The sequence below is a fragment of the Cytobacillus depressus genome, assembly GCF_008923245.1.
Classification (GTDB): domain Bacteria; phylum Bacillota; class Bacilli; order Bacillales; family Cytobacillaceae; genus Cytobacillus; species Cytobacillus depressus.
The window spans coordinates 219734-238335 of record NZ_WBOS01000005.1 but is presented as its reverse complement, the minus strand read 5'-3'; the positions used below and the strand labels follow the sequence as shown (position 1 = coordinate 238335).

Genomic DNA, 18602 nt, shown 5'->3' with positions numbered 1-18602 from the left:
CATTTAAAACTTATATAAGAACGAAACTATAATTTTCTGGAGGGAATCTAATCATGATAAAAGATAAGAATAGAATTCAAGAATTAATGGAATTAGATAAGAAACATTTTCTGCATCCAACCTCTCCTATTAAACAGCAGCAAGACGAGGGACCTTCTTTTATTTTTACAGAAGGGAAAGGAGTCCATCTTCAAGATATGGCAGGAAATACAGTTATTGATGGGATGTCTTCTCTATGGAATGTGAATGTTGGGCATGGCAGAGAGGAATTAGGGAAAGTGGCGATGGAGCAAATGTCAAAGCTTGCTTTTTCGTCGTGCTTTGCCACATTTAGCAATGAACCGGCAATCCGACTGGCTGCAAAACTCGCTGAAATTGCGCCTGGGGATTTAAGTGCGACCTTTTTTACTTCAGGTGGTTCAGAGGCGAATGATACAGCCTATAAATTGGCACGCCATTATTGGATTTTAAAAGGACAGCCGAACAGGAGAAAAATTATTTCCCGAACGAAGTCCTATCATGGTGTCGCGATGGGGGCAACAAACGCAACAGGCTTAAAACCATTTCGTGAATTTACGAACTCCTTTGACCCAGATTTCTGCTATGCAGATCATTTTTCGACTCAAGATTTGCGTGAAGTGATTGAAGCGGAAGGTCCGGAATCGATTGCTGCATTTATTGCAGAGCCTGTGCAAGGTGCCGGCGGGTTGCACGTGGCTCCTGATGGCTACTTCCAAGAGGTTAGGAGCATTTGTGATGAGTATGGCATTTTATTTATTACTGATGAAGTCATCACTGGATTTGGACGAACTGGAAAGTATTTCGGAATTGAACATTACGGTGTTGTACCAGATATGATGTGCTTTGCGAAGGGAGTGACAAGCGGGTATGCCCAGCTAGGAGGGGTGATGATTTCTGAGAAAATCCATAAGGACTTTACAGAATTATCGACAGGAACACTTCTGCATGGCTACACATACAGCGGACATCCAATGGCTTGTGCGGTCGGATTGAAAAATATCGATATCATTGAACAGGAGAATTTGATTAAAAACGCTGAGGTAATGGGGAATGAAATGCTCAAAGGATTTAAGTGGATTCAAGGAGAGCGGAGAATTGTAGGCAAGGTAAAAGGCCTTGGATTAATGGGTGGAATCGAAATTGTCAAGGATCAACAAACAAATGAAAGATTTCAGACTTCGATAGCTCCAATGATTGTAACGGAAGCGGCAAAACGAGGACTTATTTGCAGGTCTGTCGTGTTCGATAGTCAAGACACTCTCGTGTTTTCGCCGCCGTTAACCATCAACAAGGAAGAAATGGCAAGATTGCTTGAAATTCTCAATGATGCGATTGCGGCTATTGAAGCGCAGGTTTTAAAATAAAGAATAGTAGAATAGGAGAGAACTACAAATGAAGAAAAAATTATTCATTAATGGAGAATGGGTCGAGGCAAGTAAATATGTACCACTTCACTCTCCTTACAGTGGGAAGGTAATAGCAGAGATTCCAGCTGCGACGGTTGAAGAGGTTGACAAGGGGATAGAAGCCGCTAATAATGCGCGAAAAACAATGGCTGCGATCCCGAGCTATCAACGGGCGCAGATTTTAGAAAAAGTAGTATTTCTCTTAGAGAAGCGGGCAGATGAAGCTGCTGAAATCATTGCCACTGAGGCAGCCAAGCCAATTTCAGCAGCAAGGGCGGAGGTAGCTCGAACGATTCAGACATACAAATTTTCTGCGGAGGAAGCGAAACGGATTCATGGAGAAACAATTCCGCTTGACGCGGCGCCTGGCGGGGAAGGAAGAATTGCTTATACAGTCCGTGAACCAATTGGTGTGATTGGGGCGATTACCCCTTTTAACTTTCCAATGAATTTGGTTGCCCACAAAGTAGGTCCAGCCCTTGCTTCTGGCAATACCGTTATTTTGAAACCAGCAGGTCAAACGCCTTTATCGGCCTTTTTCATTGCTGAATTATTTCAAGAAGCAGGATTGCCAGCGGGAGCCTTAAATGTTATAAGTGGCAGCGGCTCAGTTATTGGCGAAAAGCTTGTGAAAGATGACCGGGTTCAAAAGATTTCTTTTACCGGAAGCCCGGCAGTAGGTATTGGGATCCGGAATAAAGCAGGGTTAAAGCGAGTCACTCTCGAACTAGGATCGAATGCGGCGGTCATTATTGATCAGGGGATTGATATTGATAAAATTATTTCCCGCTGTGTAGCAGGCGCATTTGGCTTTCAGGGCCAAGTCTGCATCTCCTTGCAGCGGGCCTACGTCCATGAAGATTTATATGATGCCTTTGTTGAAAAGTTTGTTGATGCAACGAAGCAACTGAATTTGGGTGATCCGCTAGATCCGCAGACAGATGTTTCCGCTTTAATCACACCAAACGATGTGCAGAGAACTCTTGACTGGTTAGAAGAAGCTAAACAGCAGGGAGCGAAGGTAGTTGCAGGAGGTACATCAGAGGGGAATATGTTAGTACCTACTGTTCTATTAGAAGCTGATCCTCGTCTAAAGGTTTCCTGCCAGGAAGTATTTGCTCCATTTGTACTGATTAATAAAGTAAAGTCTGTGGATGAAGCCATTGAACTCGTAAATGACTCTCGTTATGGACTTCAAGCTGGTATTTATACGGATAATGTTCATACTGCCTTAACCGCGGCACAGCAGCTGCATGTAGGTGGCGTGATGATCAATGACATTCCTACCTTCCGTGTAGATCATATGCCATATGGCGGGGTGAAAGAAAGCGGAGTCGGCAGAGAGGGCATTAAATATGCGATTGAAGAAATGACAGAGCAGAAACTAGTCGTTTTTAATAGAAATTAAGAAAAAGGACTGCAAATCTTTTTTGAAAAGATGATGCAGTCCTTTTTTTGATTGATTTTCTATATTCAAGGGGCTCTATTTATAGATAAGTGGCTTAGTTCGTTAGGATAATCGGCGACTTTCAAGATATATCGGCGACTTCCGAGATATATCAGCGACTTCCGAGATATATCGGCGACTTTCATTATATATCGGCGACTTTCAAAAATTTATCGACCTCTTCCCAAATCATCCCCCTTCCTGCTTAATTTCGAAAAACAACCCAATCAAACACTTTCAATACTGAAATATTAACTTTCAAAATTGCAAGATTTTTACCGCTATTTTCACCTCCTACCAACCAATAATCAAAAAAAACAAAAAATATTTAATTGGCATAGAAATTGCAAGATTAGTAGGTAAATACTTTCAGTGAGGTGAAGACCATTGGCCCGTTATGAATATGGCGGTGATGAGTTTATTTTTGTTGAATTATCTGAGGCAATGAGCCTAGAAACGAATTTTCAGGCAATGGCTATTACGAAAACATTAAGAGAGGAAAAGTTGCCTGGAATTTTAGATATTTGTCCCTCGAATGCATCCTACATGATTCGTTTTAATCCAGATATTATCCATCCTGATGAGTTAATTGCAAAATTGAAAGAACTCGAACAAGAGGTTTCCTTAGAAAGCTTTGAAATTACAGCACGTGCTGTTGATGTGCCGATCTTATTCGAAGATCCGTGGACACATGAGGCGTTAATGCGTTTCAGGGATCGGCATCAGGATCCAACAGCAACAGATCTGGAATATGTGGCCCGCACAAATGGCTTTCAATCTAAAGAAGAACTCATTAAATCGATTACGGATAGCCCTTATCTTGTCTCGATGATTGGATTTGTACCGGGTTTGCCATGGTGCTACCAAATGGTGCCTAACGAACAGCAAATTGAAGCGCCGAAATATGTTCGACCTAGAACGTATACACCAGAGAGAGCATTCGGATTTGGTGGAGCCTTTGCGGTTATCTATCCTGTTCAAGGCGCTGGCGGCTATCAATTGTTTGGGACTGCAGCAGCACCTATTTTTGAAAAAGAGCAGCGATTGCAAGATTTCAAAGAATCGATGACCTTCCCTAGACAAGGGGATGTTTTTAGATATCGAAGCATTACGATTGAGGAGTACGAAGATATTCGCAAAGAAGTAGAAAGTGGAGAATTCCGCTATTTGACAAAGGAAATTACCTTTACACCTCAAGAAGTACTCGAAAATCCAAAAGCATTTTCAGATTCTGTATTAAGGAGGTTGTATGCATGATTAAAGTAATTAACCCTGGATTGCAAACGACCGTTCAAGATTCAGGCAGAATTGGTCATTACGAAGTGGGTATGCCCCCATCAGGAGCCATGGATAAATATTCTTACTTGGCAAGCAATCTACTCGTTGGAAATAAGGATAATGCCGCTGTTCTCGAGATTACGTATATGGGGCCGGTTTTAGAATTTCAACAAAATGTAACCGCTGCCATTACAGGGGGCGAGATGCCTCCAAAGATCAATGGTGAGCCTGTTCCGATGTGGGAGACACTTGAAGTTAAAGCTGGAGATGTGCTGTCCTTTGACTTTATCAAGCAAGGTGCCCGTGTTTACTTAGCAGTTACAGGTGGAATTGATGTACCGCTGATTATGGAATCACGCTCCACCTATACTTTGTGTGGCATCGGAGGCTTCGAAGGCCGTGCTCTTCAAGCCGGTGATGAGTTAAAGATTGGCAATGATAAGGAATTTGAGGTCGCCGCAGGAACCCGCATTAGTGAAGAGCTCATTCCTTCATTTTCAAAAACAAATGATATCCGTGTAGTTTTAGGATTATGCAGTTATCGACTGACAGAGGAAAGTAAAGAACGGTTTTTCTCAATTGATTGGACTGTTACACCAGAAGCCAACCGTGTAGGCTATCGCTTTAAAGGGGAGCGCTTGAATTTCGTTGAACGTGAACAGCCATTTGGAGCTGGCAGCAACCCATCCAATGTCGTTGATTTAGGTTATCCAATTGGATCCATTCAAGTACCTGATGGTGTCGAGCCGATTGCTTTATTAAACGATGCGGTGACAGGCGGAGGGTATGCGACGATTTGTACCATTATTAGTACGGATTTAAATAAAATGGCGCAAATCAAAACGAACGAAAAGGTACGGTTTGTTGCGGTTGATATTCACGAAGCATTAGAAATACGAAAAGACTATCAGAAGAAAATCAATCAAATGAAGGAGCAAGTATTAGCTCAAGTTGGAGGTATAAAAAATGGCTGAACAAAAAACAGTGTTAACACCAATCCCAGGCGTATTTTATCGAAAACCAGCTCCTGATAAGGATGTGTATATTAAAGAAGGAGAACCAGTAAAAGCAGGCGATGTGATTGGTCTTGTAGAGGTTATGAAAAACTTTTATGAAATTAAAGCAGAGAATGAGGGCGTACTAGGACAATTCTTTGTTGAGGATGAAGACCTGCTCGACGCTGGCCAGGAGATCGCAGTCATTATTGAACAGTAAATATTTTGAAAAAAGGAGGAGAAAGTGCAGATGGCCTATTTTAAAAAGGTGCTGATTGCAAACAGAGGAGAAATTGCGAGGAGAATTATTCGCACCTGTAAACGGCTAGGCATCGATACAGTCGCAGTTTATTCAGAAGCAGACGCAGAGGCTCCACATGTAAGTGAAGCAACAGAAGCTGTATGCATCGGTCCAGCCCAAGCGAAAAAAAGCTATCTTAATATTGAAAAGGTAATCCAGGCAGCAAAAGAAACAAGTGCCGATGCGATTCACCCTGGCTATGGGTTTTTATCTGAGAACCCGGAATTTGTCCGCCGTTGTGAGGAAGAAAATATCGTTTTTATCGGTCCTTCTGCAGAAACGATACACTTGATGGGCAGCAAGCTTGAAGCACGGCTTCAAATGCAAAAAGCAGGTGTGAAGGTTGTGCCAGGTACGGATAAAAGCATTGAATCGATTGAGGAAGCCATCCAGATTGCGAACGAGCTTGGCTACCCGCTTATGCTAAAAGCGAGTGCTGGAGGCGGTGGAATCGGGATGCAACTCGTTCACAATCAAGAAGAATTAATCAAGGTGTTTGATGCAACGAAGCAAAAGGCTAATTCATTTTTTAATGATGGTACCGTCTTTTTAGAAAAGTGGATTTCAAAGCCACGCCATATTGAAGTCCAGATTATTGCAGATGCTTATGGGAATGTGATGCATTTATATGAGAGAGAATGCTCAGTCCAACGGCGGAATCAAAAGGTGATTGAAGAAAGTCCATCGCCATTTTTAGATGATGACCTTAGAAATGAACTGTTTGAAGCAGCTGTCCGTGGTGTAAAGGAAATCAATTATACGAATGTAGGAACGATGGAATTTATTTTTGATGAACATAAAAACTTCTATTTCCTTGAAATGAATACACGCCTTCAAGTTGAGCACCCGGTGACGGAAGAAATAACGGGACTGGATTTAGTTGAACTACAGCTCAAGATCGCTGCAAAAGAGCGCTTGCCTTTTACACAGGATGATATCACAAAAACAGGTCATGCGATTGAATGCAGACTTTATGCAGAAGATCCATTTACCTTCTTCCCTAGTCCAGGAGTGATTTCTAGCTTGGAGCTGCCGGGGGATGACGTGAGATATGATTTTGGCTTTGTAAACGGCAGTACGGTGACCCCATTTTATGATCCAATGATTGGAAAAATCACCGTTCATGGAATAACCCGTGATGATGCTATTACTAAAATGCAAAAAGCACTTGAAGCGATGAATATACAAGGAGTCAAAACTAATTTGCTGCTTCTTGAGAAAATCATGAGAAACGACCAATTTATCGGCGGTAACTATACGACTGAATTTCTGGCCGAACAAAAAGGACAATTACTTGGGAGCTGACATGATGTATAAAGTAGATTTGAACTGTGATATGGGAGAAAGCTTCGGTCTTTATGAATTAGGCAATGATGAAGAAATGATGCAGTACATTACCTCTGCCAACATTGCCTGTGGCTTTCATGCTGGAGATCCGCATGTTATAAGAAAGACAGTGGAGCTGGCAAAAAAATATGATGTTGGAATTGGCGCTCATCCCGGATTCCCAGATTTATTAGGTTTTGGCCGCCGTTATATGACTTGTACCCCATCAGAAATTAAAGATTACGTCATGTATCAAGTAGGTGCTTTAAGAGAATTCTGTTCGGCGGCCAATGTGAGCATCCAGCATTGTAAACCGCACGGAGCTTTATTTATGAAAGCAGCGGAGGATAAGGCATTAGCTCGTGCCATTTTAGAAACGCTTCACGAAATGGACCCACAAATGATTATTTTTGCTCTAAATCAGTCTGAATTACTGGAAGAAGCGATAAAAATGGGCGTTCCTGTAGCAAAGGAAGTCTATTCTGATCGTGAGCATACAGAGAGCGGATCAATTGTGTTAACAAGAAGGGGGACAGTTATAAGCGATTATGAAGCCATGGCACAACGAGTTGTTCGAATGGTAAAAGAAGAAAAGGTCATAACCCACGATGGTAAAGATGCTTCTATTAAAGCTGAAACTATTTGTATTCATGGGGATACACCAGGAGCTTCAATTTTGGCAAAAAAAATAGTTGAAGCGCTAAAAGAGAGCGGCATCGAGATTGTTCCAATTAAGAAAATGATTTTTTAAGATCAACATGTAAAGTCAATTGTTTGAACAGGACTCCCTTCCTTTTTATGAGGAAGGGATAAAGCTATGACAGGAAATAACTCTGAGCAAGCACGTGGGTAATTATTTGAATATTAGAAATAAAAACGGAGATCGAAATTGTTATAAAGGAGATGTCGCTTTGAAAATTGAGCAATCATATACCTTCAAGAGTATCCCAAGAGAAGTGCTTTGGAGAACGATTCAAGATAAGGAGGTGTTGAAAAGGGCGCTGCCAGGCTGTAAGTCATTTACTGAAGTGGAGGACAATGTTTTTGAATCGGAGCTAGGGATTAGTATTGGTCCAGTTAAGGGAGTATTTACAGGGGATGTCCGACAGGCTGATCAGAAGGAGCCTGAATTTTACCGTCTACTTGTTACTGGTAAGGGCAAGCCGGGTGAGATTGATGCCGATGCTGAAATGGCTTTAGTAGAAACAGAGGAAGGAACTATTCTTCATTGCAAGGCAGATGTGAAATTGACAGGGATTCTCGCTTCTGTAGGACAAAGAGTCATGAGCGGAGTGGCAAAAGTGGTCATTGGTCAATTTTTTAAAGACATTGAAAAAGAGGCGAGACAGCTAGTCTAATCTAAAAAAGGTATCTATTGGGAGGTGCAATGAATGGCAATTGAAAATGTGAATGTAAAGGTGAAAATCAACGGGAAAGAAAGATGTGCAGATGTAGAGCCGCGGACGCTACTTGTGCACTATATTCGTGATGATCTTGGTTTGACAGGGACACATATTGGCTGTGATACGAGTCAATGTGGTGCATGCTCAGTTATGGTGGATGGAGAAGTGGTGAAATCATGTACGGTACTTGCCGTACAAGCGGACGGTTCAGAAATTACGACCGTTGAAGGCCTGGGGCAAGTTGATAATCTGCATCCAATCCAGCAAAGCTTTTGGGAAAAGCATGGGCTGCAATGCGGCTACTGTACGCCTGGCGTCATGATTGCGGCAGTTGGTCTGTTGGAACAAAATCCTAATCCTAGCGATGAGGAGATTCGTGAAGGTCTTGAAGGGGTAATTTGCCGTTGTACAGGTTACCAATTCATTGTTGAAGCTGTTAAACATGCAGCACAGCTAATGTTAGAATCGGAAGTTCAATTAGTAGGAGAGGAGCGCTCATCATGACAAAGGTTGTTGGTGCTCGACTGAAGAGAAAAGAAGATCCTAAGCTGATAACAGGTAACGGTTATTTTTCGGATGATATTAAACTCCCTGGAATGCTACATGCCGCTATTTTGCGAAGCCCGCATGCTCATGCCATGATCAAGAGTATTAATGTGGAGGAAGCGTTAAAGGCACCTGGAGTTGTGGCTATTTATACAGGAAAAGATTTAGAAGGAAAAATTGGCCGTGTTCCTTCCTCATGGCTTGTCCCAGGATGCGATTTGAAAGAAGCTCCACAATATCCGTTGGCGATTGATCGAGTTCGTTATGTTGGAGATGGTGTCGCCCTTGTCATTGCAGAGGGCCGTTATGCGGTTCGAGATGCAATGTACTTGATCGAGGTGGAATACGAAACTCTATCCCCAGCAGTAGGGCAGAAGCAGTCTATGCAAGATCATGCACCCCTTGTTCATGATGATATTGAAAAGAATATTGCGTTCCATTGGAAAGCAGGAGCGGTTCCAGAAGAGGTTTGTGAAAACGCAGAAGTGTCTATTCAGCAAAGCTTCTATGTTCAGCGGGTTGCTCCGAGCCCAATTGAAACACGGGCAGCCATCGGCCACTATAATCCAGGAAGCGGAGAATTAACCCTCTGGTGCACCTCACAAAATCCACATATTCATCGGATGGTTTTATCCGAAGTACTTAGCATCTCAGAAGCAAAATTAAGAGTAATTGCGCCAGATATGGGCGGCGGCTTTGGCGGGAAAATCGGTGTTTATCCTGATGAAGCACTTGTTGGCTATGCAGCCCGTGATTTAGGCCGTCCGGTGAAATGGATAGAGGAGAGAAACGAGCACTTTACGGCTTCCAACTATGGCCGGGATGAAGTCATTGACGTGGAGCTATTTGGGAAAAAGGATGGAACATTAACGGCTGTTCGTGTAAAAAATACCCATAATGTTGGTGCGTATCTATCTACAATGGGACCAGGTGTTTCAACGATTGACTTTGGCTTAATGGTAACAGGTTCTTATAAAATTCCTTATGCTTCATGTGAAACGTTCGGTGTTTACACAAATACAACGCCAACGGATGCCTATCGCGGAGCAGGTAAGCCTGAAGCTACTTATCAGATTGAGCGGGCTATCGATTTATTCGCAAAAAAAATTGGGATGGACCCATTAGAGATCAGAAGAAAAAACTTTGTCCAGAAAGAAGAGTTTCCTTTTACGAATGCACAAGGACTATTATATGACAGCGGAGATTATGAAAAGCCGTTAGCAAAGGCGCTAGAAATGCTTGATTACAATCAGTTCCGTGAAGAACAGAAGGAACTGCGCAAACAAGGAAAATTAATTGGCATTGGTTTTTCCACGTATGTGGAATTATGCGGATTTGGACCTTCAAAGGTGGCGGGAGCAATCGGATTCCAAGGGGGCGTTTGGGAAAATGCAACCGTTCGTGTCCATCCGTCTGGAAAAGTAACGGTCTATTCTGGAACTTCTCCTCATGGACAGGGGCATGCGACTACTTTTGGGCAGGTCGTTGCAGAAAAATTAGGCATCCCGATGGATGATATTGAACTCGTTTTTGGTGATACAAAGGCGATTTCGATGGGCTGGGGGACATATGGTTCCCGCTCAGTAGCCGTAGGGGGTACAGCGGTTTCGATTGCGACTGATCGCGTCATCGAGAAGGGAAAGAAAATAGCCGCTCATGAGCTTGAGGTGTCTGTAGAAGAATTGACATTTGAAAATGGAATCTTCTCAGTTAATGGGGCTCCAGGCTTTGAACGGACATTCCAAGAAATAGCGAAATCGGCTAATATGGCATGGAATTTACCGGAAGGCTTAGAACCGTCTCTTGAAGCACAGTCCTTTTTCGACCCGGAAAACTTTGTATATCCGTTTGGCACACATATTGCCGTTGTTGAAGTAGATAAAGAAACAGGACAAATTGAAATCAAACGATATATAGCTGTCGACGATGTTGGGCGTGTGATTAACCCGCTGACTGCTGAAGGTCAAGTTCATGGAGGGATCGCTCAAGGAATTGGCCAGGCACTTTGGGAAGGGGCTGTTTATAACGAAGATGGCCAGCTTTTAACCGGAACATTCATGGATTATGTACTGCCAAAGGCTCGTTTCTTCCCTAAGATTGAAACAGCCTTTACCGAAACTTTATCCCCTGTTAATCCACTTGGTGCAAAAGGAATCGGGGAAACAGGAACGACTGCCTCAACTCCTGCGATTATGAATGCGGTTATGGATGCATTAGAACCATATGGGATAAAAGATATTGAAATGCCGCTCACACCTGAAAAAGTGTGGAGAGCTATTTCAGAAAGTGAGGGCAAGTAATTTGATACCTTCTAAATTTGATTATGTTCGCGTAAATTCTATTGATGAGGCCATTCAGCAATTGCAGCAATTTAATGGTGAAGGAAAGCTGATTGCAGGAGGTCATAGCTTAGTTCCACTTTTAAAGTTTAGATTATCGGAACCGGGAGCATTAATTGATATTAGCCGCATTGCCGAATTAAAGGGAGTTCGAAAAGAGGGAGATCGCATTGTAATCGGTGCACTTACGACACATTTCCAAGTCGCAAATGAACCAATCGTTCAGCAGTATACTCCTGTCTTATCAGAAACGGTTCGTCAAATTGGTGATTTGCAGGTGCGGAATCGCGGAACCATTGGCGGGAATATCGCACATGCAGACCCAGCCGCAGACTTGCCGGCAGCTGCTTATGCCCTTGATGCCGAAATAGCGTTTTATGGAGAAGACGGTCCAGAAACGATGAATATTGATAGCTTTATCGTAGGACCTCTGATTACGATGCTGCCTGAAAATAGTGTATTAACAAGTGTCTCATTTGCTATACCACCTGCACATACAAAATCAGCTTATCTTAAGTTTTTCCATCCAGCATCGGGCTATCCTGTTATTGGTGTTGCTGTTGTTGCTGGAGTTGGAGACAATGATGTGATTGATTACATTAAAATCGCGATAACGGGTGTCGGGGATGTTCCTTATCGGGCAACTTCAGTAGAGAATAAGCTTTTAGGCCAAACTTTATCTGCAACGATGATAAAAGAAGCAGCACAATTGGCAGCTGATGATGGTGAGATGGCCAGTGATCTATATTCTTCTGAAGAATATAGAAGAAACTTGTGTAAGGTCTATACAGAGAGAGCGTTAAGGTCGGTCTTTCATTAAAACATAGCTTAATAGAATAGGGGCGTATCTTATAGGAGAAACGCCCTTTTTTAATTGGATAAATTCGTATTGATTAGGAGGTAATAGGATGAACGATCATGAATTAATTATTGAAGCAATTAATAAGACGCGAAAATCAGGCAGAAAGTTTGCGTTAGCCACAGTAGTCGGTGTTGCCGGTTCAGCCTATAAAAGAGAAGGGGCGAAAATGCTCATCGATGAAGAAGCGAATATGACCGGAATGATTTCTGGCGGCTGTCTGGAGTCTGATGTAGCTGAAGTAGCAAAATCTGTAATGGAATCTGGCACGCCGATATTAAAAACATATGATCTCGACGAGGACCTAGTTTGGGGACTCGGACTCGGATGCCCTGGCTCAGTGAAAATTTATATTGAACTTGTCGAGCCTAATTAAATCATTGACGGAGGGATAGAATGTTAAATTTATCACCATTTGAAGCATGGCTAATAAGTCTAGAAGAAGAGCGGGAAAGTGTGTTGGCGACTATCATGCCAATTGATCCGTCAAAGTTAAATAAAGAGCCGTGCCGTTTGTTTATTTCTAAAGAGAGCAAAACAATTGGTGATCTTGGAGATGAGGACATCAATCAGCGAGTGACAGAAATTGCACGAAGGAAATTAAATGAATCCAATCCAAAATCGGAGACACGAATATTCACACTTCCAAATGGTGAAGAGATTCATATTTTCATTGATGTGCACATTCCCCCTGCAGAACTAATGATTTTTGGTGCAGGACATGATGCAATTCCAGTTGCCAAATCTGCGGTTTCTTTAGGATTTAAAACAACTGTTGTCGACCAGCGGGAATTTTATAATAGTGAGGAACGTTTTCCGGGAACAAATAGACTCATTGTGAAAACGAGTGAATTTGAGGGAAAAATTAAAATTGGACACAGGACGTATATCGTTGTGATGAATCACCATATAGAGAGGGATCAAGAAACATTGAAATTCGTCCTACGCTCCTCTTCGCCATACATAGGTGTCCTTGGTCCACGCTCTCGTCGTATGCGAATGCTAAAAGCGTTGGAGGAAGAGGGTGTCATTTTTGTTGAAAATGAGCTTGATAGAATGTACAGTCCAATAGGATTAGATATAGGTGCTGATTCACCGGAAGAAATAGCTCTCAGTATTTTGGCAGAGGTTGTGGCCAAAAAGAATGGGCATGCGGGCGGATTCCTGAAAGGATCTGAATATATTCATAAAGCAGCAGCTACAAAGGAACCTGTATGAACGAAAATGCAATGAACCCATCTATTTGTGCAATTATCCTTGCTGCGGGATCGTCTACAAGAATGGGGCAGCCCAAGCAATTGTTGCCATTAAAGGGACGGCCGTTATTAGAGCATGTAATTCGCACGGCAGCCTCGGCGAATTTTTCTGAGATAATTACGGTGATAGGCTGTGAAGCTGACAATATACAAAAAGCGATTTTAATAGATGATCCACGTTTTCGCTGGGTAGTCAATGAAGATTATTTATCTGGGCAAGGCTCTTCATTAAAAGCTGGTTTTATAAATGTAGCGGATCATCATTCAGGAGTTATGGTATTCCTTGGCGACCTTCCTTTTATTGTGCAAAGTACTGTTCAATCCATTTTTCAATTAGGAAAAGACATGCTCAAGGAATATGAAAAAAGCTTTGTGATACAGCCTAAGTATAAAGGGATATCAGGTCATCCAGTATTTTTTGGACACCAAGATAAAAATATCTTTATGAAGCTGCAAGGTGATCGCGGGGCAAAGGTGATTATGAATCAAATTTCCTGCCGCCAATCTATCCCTGTGGAGGATAGTGGGATTTTATTCGATATCGATACTCCTGAGGCTTATAATAAAGCTGTAAGTCTGAATAAATAGAAGTTTTTATATTTTCACACTAATAAATTCCTATCTTTTGCGAAAAAAAGTATAATGGGCGTAGTGAGGTTCGAATTTAATCAGGGGGGAACGAAAAGGTTGATTATTTGGAAAGATATTTTGAAACCGATTTCAATCTTTGTTGATGTTCGCAGTACGATTGAAGCTGTTATTCACCATTTTGCAGATCAAAATATAGATATTGTTTTCGTAACGGAAAAAGGGACTTTAATAGGTTATTGTACGAAAGAACTTCTGTTGAATCAAATCTCCAAAGCTTCAGACTTAACTCAATTGATTCAATATAAAAATGATATTTTAAAAGTTCCCCAGTATTCACCAGTTGAATTTTATCATAATGTTTCATTAATGATCGGGATTAATGCGAAGGAAGAAATTGTTGGCTACACGACAATTGAACAGGCAAGGCATCATATAAATGAGCTCAGATTAAAGGATATCAATTTGCTTTTACATGGTGCGGGCGTAGGGATAGTCCGGACAAATGTTGATTATCAAATTGAATTTATAAATGAAACAGCAGAAAATATTTTAGGCATTTCAAGTTCATTTTTGCTATTACGTAACTATAAAACTCTTTTAACGAATGATAAAAATCTTGATAAGGTTTTGGAGGGAGAAACGCTTATTAGCGTCAATTCTTCAATTAATTTTAAACAAATAAGTGGGAATTTCTACCCTTTGCAAGTAGATGGGAATATAACCGGACTTGTCCATGTATTTTTCTCCAGAGAGGTTTTCGAAGAAGCCGTTCAAGAGCTGGATTTTGTTCGAAACTTGAATTCCGATTTACAAGCTGTTTATGCATCTTCTCAAGAGCAAATACTGGTGATTGATGGAAGCGGGCGGATTATTCGTGTTGCCGGCATGTTTCTTAAAGACTTTTGGAAGGTGGAAACCCCTGAGAAAATCATAGGGAAAAATATAGATGAGTTTTCGAAAAACAATATTTTTCAGCCGAATGTATTTGATTTATGTAAGAAGCAAAAGAAAAAAGTGACTGCCATTCAGGATTCCGCTGGGAGCAGCCGGGTTTGGTCTGTGGCAACTCCAGTTTATCACGAGGGCAAATTAGAGAAGGTAGTTGTGCTTTCAAGGGATATTACTCAGCAGAGTTCTTCCCTAAAGGATCAATCAGAGAAAGATGCAGATCAAGCTTTACATAATCGACAAGAAAAGAACAATAAAGAAAAAAGGCTAGTTTATCGCTCGAAAAAAATCGAGCAATTAGTAATAGAGATCAAACGTGTAGCCCAATTTAATTCTACTATTTTACTAGAGGGCGAGTCAGGTGTCGGAAAAGAAGTATTTGCCCAGAAAATTCATACAGCAAGTCCGAGAAATAACCAGGCGTTTGTTCGGATTAACTGTGGTGCGATTCCGGAAAACTTGATTGAAAGCGAATTATTCGGATATGAGAAAGGTTCATTTACGGGGGCGGACAAAAATGGGAAGGCGGGATTATTCGAAATAGCTAATAATGGCACCCTTTTTCTTGATGAAATTGGTGAGCTGCCCTTAAATATGCAGGTAAAGCTATTACGCGTGCTACAGGAGCGAGAAGTAACTCGAATCGGCGGCGTTCGTCCGCTTTCTATAAATGTTCGAATTATTACGGCGACAAATAAGGATCTCCGTGAAATGGTCAATCAAGGAGATTTCCGAGAGGATTTATACTACAGATTATATGTCATTCCATTTCGTATCCCTGCCCTAAACGAACGAAAAGAAGATATTTTTCCTTTGTCTATTCACTTTTTAGAGCAATTTAAACAAATGTATGATATTAAAAAAAGCTTCACTCCAGAAGCAATTGAAGTATTAGAGACGTATACATGGCCAGGAAATGTAAGGGAGCTTCAGAATATTGTGGAGCGGTTAATCCTGTTGACTGAAGGAGAATGGATTCAGCGGGAGCATGTATTGAAATATCTTTACGGTGAAGTGAAAAAAAAGAAAAAGCAGCTATTTGTTTTAGAGCTAATGCCGCTCAAAGAAGCTGTAGAAGAATTAGAAACACAGTTAATAGAACGAGGAATGCAGAAATATCGAACAGCTGATAAACTATCCAAAGTATTAGGAGTTAGTCCAGCTACAATCAGCAGGCGGATAAAGAAGCTGAAATAATAAGAGGAGTGACTCCCGTTGTTTAATTTACCTGAAACACACTTTAGTTTCGGCGGTGATGAATATATATATGCTGAAATATCCCGTGATATGAGAATTGAGAGCAATTTTAAAGCACTGGCCGTAACGGATGAGCTGAGAAATAGAGAAATCCCAGGAATTATTGAAATAGTTCCCTCCAATTCATCCTATTTAGTCCGCTACAATCCTGATATTATCTCAGCCAGAGATTTACAAGATTATTTAAAAGACATAGATTTAACGAAAAGTGATCTAACAAAGCTGCATTTCTCAGTCCGGATCGTTGAAATCCCAGCATGGTATGATGATCCTGTGTCGGAGGAATATTCCTACCGCTTTCGGCATAGGCACCCAGCCCCCGATTTATCGGACTTTGAATTTGTCATGAAGGTAAATGGATTTACAGACAAAGAAGCATTTATTCAATCACATTCAGAAACGCCCTACTTAATTACGATGGTTGGTTTCCTTCCGGGAACGGCCTGGCAATTCCCTCTTGGATTACAGCCAAACGAAATTATTCAATCACCTAAATACAATAGCCCTCGAACTGAAACACCGGAAAGGGGCATGGGATTGGGCGGCGCTTTCAATGTCATTTATCCTGTAAGCGGTCCGGGTAGCTACCAGCTAATAGGCCGATCTGCCGTTTCTGTCGTTGATCCAACTAACAAGTTAGAAGATTTAAAAGAGGCCTCGTTTCTAGCTAGGCCAGGTGATATTTGGAAATACCGCCCCATCAATGAAACCGAATATGAAAAGATAAGGAATGAAGTAATTACAGGCAAGTATCGATTTAAAATGAAAGACATCGAATTATCTCCGCTTGAATATGCCGAAAAAGGCAAGCAATACATCCAGGAGCTAATGGAGGATTATTAAATGATAGAAATTAAAGACCCTGGGCTGTGGACAACTGTACAGGATATGGGACGCGTTGGAAAATATCATTTGGGCGTTCCACCCTCAGGTGCGGCTGATAAATACTCATTTATGATTGGAAACCTTCTTGTCGGGAATCCTGAAGATTTTGCAGCACTTGAATTAACGTTAATTGGCGGAAAATTTGAGTTTCAAAAAAATCATATCATTGCTTTAACAGGTGCACCAATGGAGGCTTATATTAACAACGAGCCAGTATCATTCTGGGAAACCTGCCAAGTAAAAGCAGGTGACATCTTAAAGATAGAAGCTTGTCTTAAAGGGGTAAAAAGTTATTTATGTATCTCTGGAGGCATAAGTGTTCCAGATGTCATGGGCAGTAAATCTACCTATGAATTAAGCCAGATTGGCGGCTTCCAAGGCAGAAAGTTAGCGGCAGGGGATCGAATTGAAATAAACGAATCGTTGCCCGGAGCAGTAAAACAAATTGGTAAATCCATTCCCTTAGAATTTATCCCGTCCTTTAGCGACTTTCAAGAATTACGAGTCATGATGGGGATAACAGGTTATTTAATGAATGATCTTGCATTAAAAACATTTCTAAATTCAGAATGGACCGTATCCCACGAATCCAATCGAGTTGCTTACCGTTATAAAGGGCCAAAAGTGTCATTTACCGAGCAACACCCGCCTTTCGGTGCAGGGAATAGTTTTTCTAATGTTGTTGATATCGCCTATCCAATTGGCTCAGTCTTATTTACAAACGAGGAAGAATTGATTGTTTTGCAAAATGACGCAACAACAGGCGGTGGGTTTATCACCATTGGCACCGTTATAAGCCAGGATCTTGATTTAATTGCCCAATCAAGACCATTATCCCAATGCCGCTTTATCACAGTCACCATTGATCAAGCCATGCAAGTCCGTGCAGAAAGAAGAAAAAAGCTGGAATCATTGGTTTATTTTATAAAAAGATAGGATTAGCACGAATAAATTCTCTTCAGCTTTTCCTATCTCCTCTAATCACGCCCCGCATTTACATTCCAAGGGAACTAACTTTTATTTCAATCTCCTATTTTGCGGAAATTATTGTTGAAGAAAAGAAACAGGATAGTACTTATCCGCCTAATTTTAGAGGTGAATAAGCTCTCCTAGTTTTATTTGGCATACCATGTAAAAGACTAAAAAAAGTGGGTGAAAATATGACATATGATTCTCAACGTATTTCAGGTATGGGCATGGGAGGATTCCCGGGCATGGGTATGGGTGGATTTCCAGGCATGGGTATGGGTGGCTTCCCAGGCATGGGCGGTGCACCAGGTATGGGTATGGGTGGCTTCCCAGGCATGGGCGGTGCACCAGGCATGGGTATGGGTGGCTTCCCAGGCATGGGCGGTGCACCAGGCATGGGTATGGGTGGCTTCCCAGGCATGGGCGGTCCACCGGGCATGGGTATGGGTGGCTTCCCAGGCATGGGCGGTCCACCGGGCATGGGTATGGGTGGCTTCCCAGGCATGGGCGGTCCACCAGGCATGGGTATGGGTGGCTTCCCAGGCATGGGCGGTCCACCAGGCATGGGTATGGGTGGCTTCCCAGGCATGGGAGGTTTCCCAGGCATGGGTGGCTCACCTGGGATGGGTATGCCAGGGAGGTGATATTGACTTTAGCCTATGAAAAAAGAATATGAAATGAGCTTCAATTTGCAAAATGAATTTGTAGAAATCTTAATCGATTAAAAATCCGAGTATATCATGAATGATTCGGATTTTTAATCGTTTTATTTTAG

General features: G+C 41.8%; 18 protein-coding genes. All 18 read left to right on the top strand.

What is annotated here, in order from left to right; genetic code table 11:
* The first annotated feature begins 53 nt into the window (after positions 1-53).
* The 18 genes from F7731_RS13940 to F7731_RS13855 all read left to right on the top strand — a co-directional run bounded on the left by F7731_RS13940 (position 54) and on the right by F7731_RS13855 (position 18471).
* A complete protein-coding gene (locus F7731_RS13940; RefSeq protein ID WP_151535397.1) occupies positions 54-1385 on the top strand; it encodes an aminotransferase family protein in 1332 nt (443 codons plus the stop codon).
* Positions 1386-1413: 28 nt separating this feature from the next.
* Positions 1414-2835 (top strand): aldehyde dehydrogenase family protein, encoded by a 1422-nt coding sequence (locus tag F7731_RS13935; RefSeq protein ID WP_151535396.1) that lies wholly within the window; start codon positions 1414-1416, stop codon positions 2833-2835.
* 426 nt (positions 2836-3261) lie between these two features.
* Entirely contained in the window at positions 3262-4131 is an 870-nt protein-coding gene (locus F7731_RS13930) for a 5-oxoprolinase subunit B family protein (protein WP_151535395.1), read from the top strand.
* Entirely contained in the window at positions 4128-5126 is a 999-nt protein-coding gene (locus tag F7731_RS13925) for a 5-oxoprolinase subunit C family protein (RefSeq protein ID WP_151535394.1), read from the top strand. The genes F7731_RS13930 and F7731_RS13925 overlap by 4 nt, the downstream gene beginning before the upstream one ends.
* Positions 5119-5367, top strand: coding sequence for an acetyl-CoA carboxylase (locus F7731_RS13920; RefSeq protein ID WP_151535393.1), 249 nt, complete (start codon positions 5119-5121; stop codon positions 5365-5367). The genes F7731_RS13925 and F7731_RS13920 overlap by 8 nt, the downstream gene beginning before the upstream one ends.
* A 30-nt stretch (positions 5368-5397) precedes the next feature.
* Positions 5398-6753: an acetyl-CoA carboxylase biotin carboxylase subunit gene (locus tag F7731_RS13915; protein WP_151535392.1), complete on the top strand. Its 1356-nt coding sequence runs from the start codon at positions 5398-5400 to the stop codon at positions 6751-6753.
* Between the two features lie 4 nt (positions 6754-6757).
* A complete protein-coding gene (locus F7731_RS13910) occupies positions 6758-7525 on the top strand; it encodes a LamB/YcsF family protein (protein ID WP_151535391.1) in 768 nt (255 codons plus the stop codon).
* 160 nt (positions 7526-7685) lie between these two features.
* Positions 7686-8132: an SRPBCC family protein gene (locus F7731_RS13905; RefSeq protein WP_151535390.1), complete on the top strand. Its 447-nt coding sequence runs from the start codon at positions 7686-7688 to the stop codon at positions 8130-8132.
* Positions 8133-8165: 33 nt separating this feature from the next.
* Positions 8166-8681 (top strand): (2Fe-2S)-binding protein, encoded by a 516-nt coding sequence (locus F7731_RS13900; protein WP_151535389.1) that lies wholly within the window; start codon positions 8166-8168, stop codon positions 8679-8681.
* Positions 8678-11023: a xanthine dehydrogenase family protein molybdopterin-binding subunit gene (locus tag F7731_RS13895; RefSeq protein WP_151535388.1), complete on the top strand. Its 2346-nt coding sequence runs from the start codon at positions 8678-8680 to the stop codon at positions 11021-11023. The genes F7731_RS13900 and F7731_RS13895 overlap by 4 nt, the downstream gene beginning before the upstream one ends.
* Position 11024: 1 nt before the next feature.
* Positions 11025-11882, top strand: coding sequence for an FAD binding domain-containing protein (locus F7731_RS13890; protein ID WP_151535387.1), 858 nt, complete (start codon positions 11025-11027; stop codon positions 11880-11882).
* 88 nt (positions 11883-11970) lie between these two features.
* Positions 11971-12297 carry an XdhC family protein gene (locus F7731_RS13885; RefSeq protein ID WP_151535386.1) on the top strand — a complete coding sequence of 109 codons (327 nt, stop codon included), beginning with the start codon at positions 11971-11973 and terminating at the stop codon, positions 12295-12297.
* A gap of 20 nt (positions 12298-12317) precedes the next feature.
* Positions 12318-13139: an XdhC family protein gene (locus F7731_RS13880; RefSeq protein ID WP_151535385.1), complete on the top strand. Its 822-nt coding sequence runs from the start codon at positions 12318-12320 to the stop codon at positions 13137-13139.
* Entirely contained in the window at positions 13136-13765 is a 630-nt protein-coding gene (locus F7731_RS13875; RefSeq protein WP_151535384.1) for a nucleotidyltransferase family protein, read from the top strand. The genes F7731_RS13880 and F7731_RS13875 overlap by 4 nt, the downstream gene beginning before the upstream one ends.
* Positions 13766-13864: 99 nt before the next feature.
* A complete protein-coding gene (locus tag F7731_RS13870; protein WP_151535383.1) occupies positions 13865-15913 on the top strand; it encodes a sigma 54-interacting transcriptional regulator in 2049 nt (682 codons plus the stop codon).
* An 18-nt stretch (positions 15914-15931) separates the two neighbouring features.
* On the top strand, positions 15932-16816 hold the full coding sequence (locus F7731_RS13865; RefSeq protein WP_151535382.1) for a 5-oxoprolinase subunit B family protein: 885 nt from the start codon (positions 15932-15934) through the stop codon (positions 16814-16816).
* Complete coding sequence (locus tag F7731_RS13860) at positions 16817-17794, top strand: 5-oxoprolinase subunit C family protein (RefSeq protein WP_151535381.1); 978 nt, start codon at positions 16817-16819, stop codon at positions 17792-17794.
* A gap of 224 nt (positions 17795-18018) precedes the next feature.
* Entirely contained in the window at positions 18019-18471 is a 453-nt protein-coding gene (locus F7731_RS13855; RefSeq protein WP_151535380.1) for a hypothetical protein, read from the top strand.
* The last annotated feature ends 131 nt before the right edge of the window (positions 18472-18602 follow it).

Coding starts and splice junctions, on each gene's coding strand:
- F7731_RS13940 (WP_151535397.1), top strand. CDS start 54: ATGATAAAAGATAAGAATAGAATTCAAGAATTAATGGAATTAGATAAG.
- F7731_RS13935 (WP_151535396.1), top strand. CDS start 1,414: ATGAAGAAAAAATTATTCATTAATGGAGAATGGGTCGAGGCAAGTAAA.
- F7731_RS13925 (WP_151535394.1), top strand. CDS start 4,128: ATGATTAAAGTAATTAACCCTGGATTGCAAACGACCGTTCAAGATTCA.
- F7731_RS13920 (WP_151535393.1), top strand. CDS start 5,119: ATGGCTGAACAAAAAACAGTGTTAACACCAATCCCAGGCGTATTTTAT.
- F7731_RS13915 (WP_151535392.1), top strand. CDS start 5,398: ATGGCCTATTTTAAAAAGGTGCTGATTGCAAACAGAGGAGAAATTGCG.
- F7731_RS13910 (WP_151535391.1), top strand. CDS start 6,758: ATGTATAAAGTAGATTTGAACTGTGATATGGGAGAAAGCTTCGGTCTT.
- F7731_RS13900 (WP_151535389.1), top strand. CDS start 8,166: ATGGCAATTGAAAATGTGAATGTAAAGGTGAAAATCAACGGGAAAGAA.
- F7731_RS13895 (WP_151535388.1), top strand. CDS start 8,678: ATGACAAAGGTTGTTGGTGCTCGACTGAAGAGAAAAGAAGATCCTAAG.
- F7731_RS13885 (WP_151535386.1), top strand. CDS start 11,971: ATGAACGATCATGAATTAATTATTGAAGCAATTAATAAGACGCGAAAA.
- F7731_RS13880 (WP_151535385.1), top strand. CDS start 12,318: ATGTTAAATTTATCACCATTTGAAGCATGGCTAATAAGTCTAGAAGAA.
- F7731_RS13875 (WP_151535384.1), top strand. CDS start 13,136: ATGAACGAAAATGCAATGAACCCATCTATTTGTGCAATTATCCTTGCT.
- F7731_RS13860 (WP_151535381.1), top strand. CDS start 16,817: ATGATAGAAATTAAAGACCCTGGGCTGTGGACAACTGTACAGGATATG.
- F7731_RS13855 (WP_151535380.1), top strand. CDS start 18,019: ATGACATATGATTCTCAACGTATTTCAGGTATGGGCATGGGAGGATTC.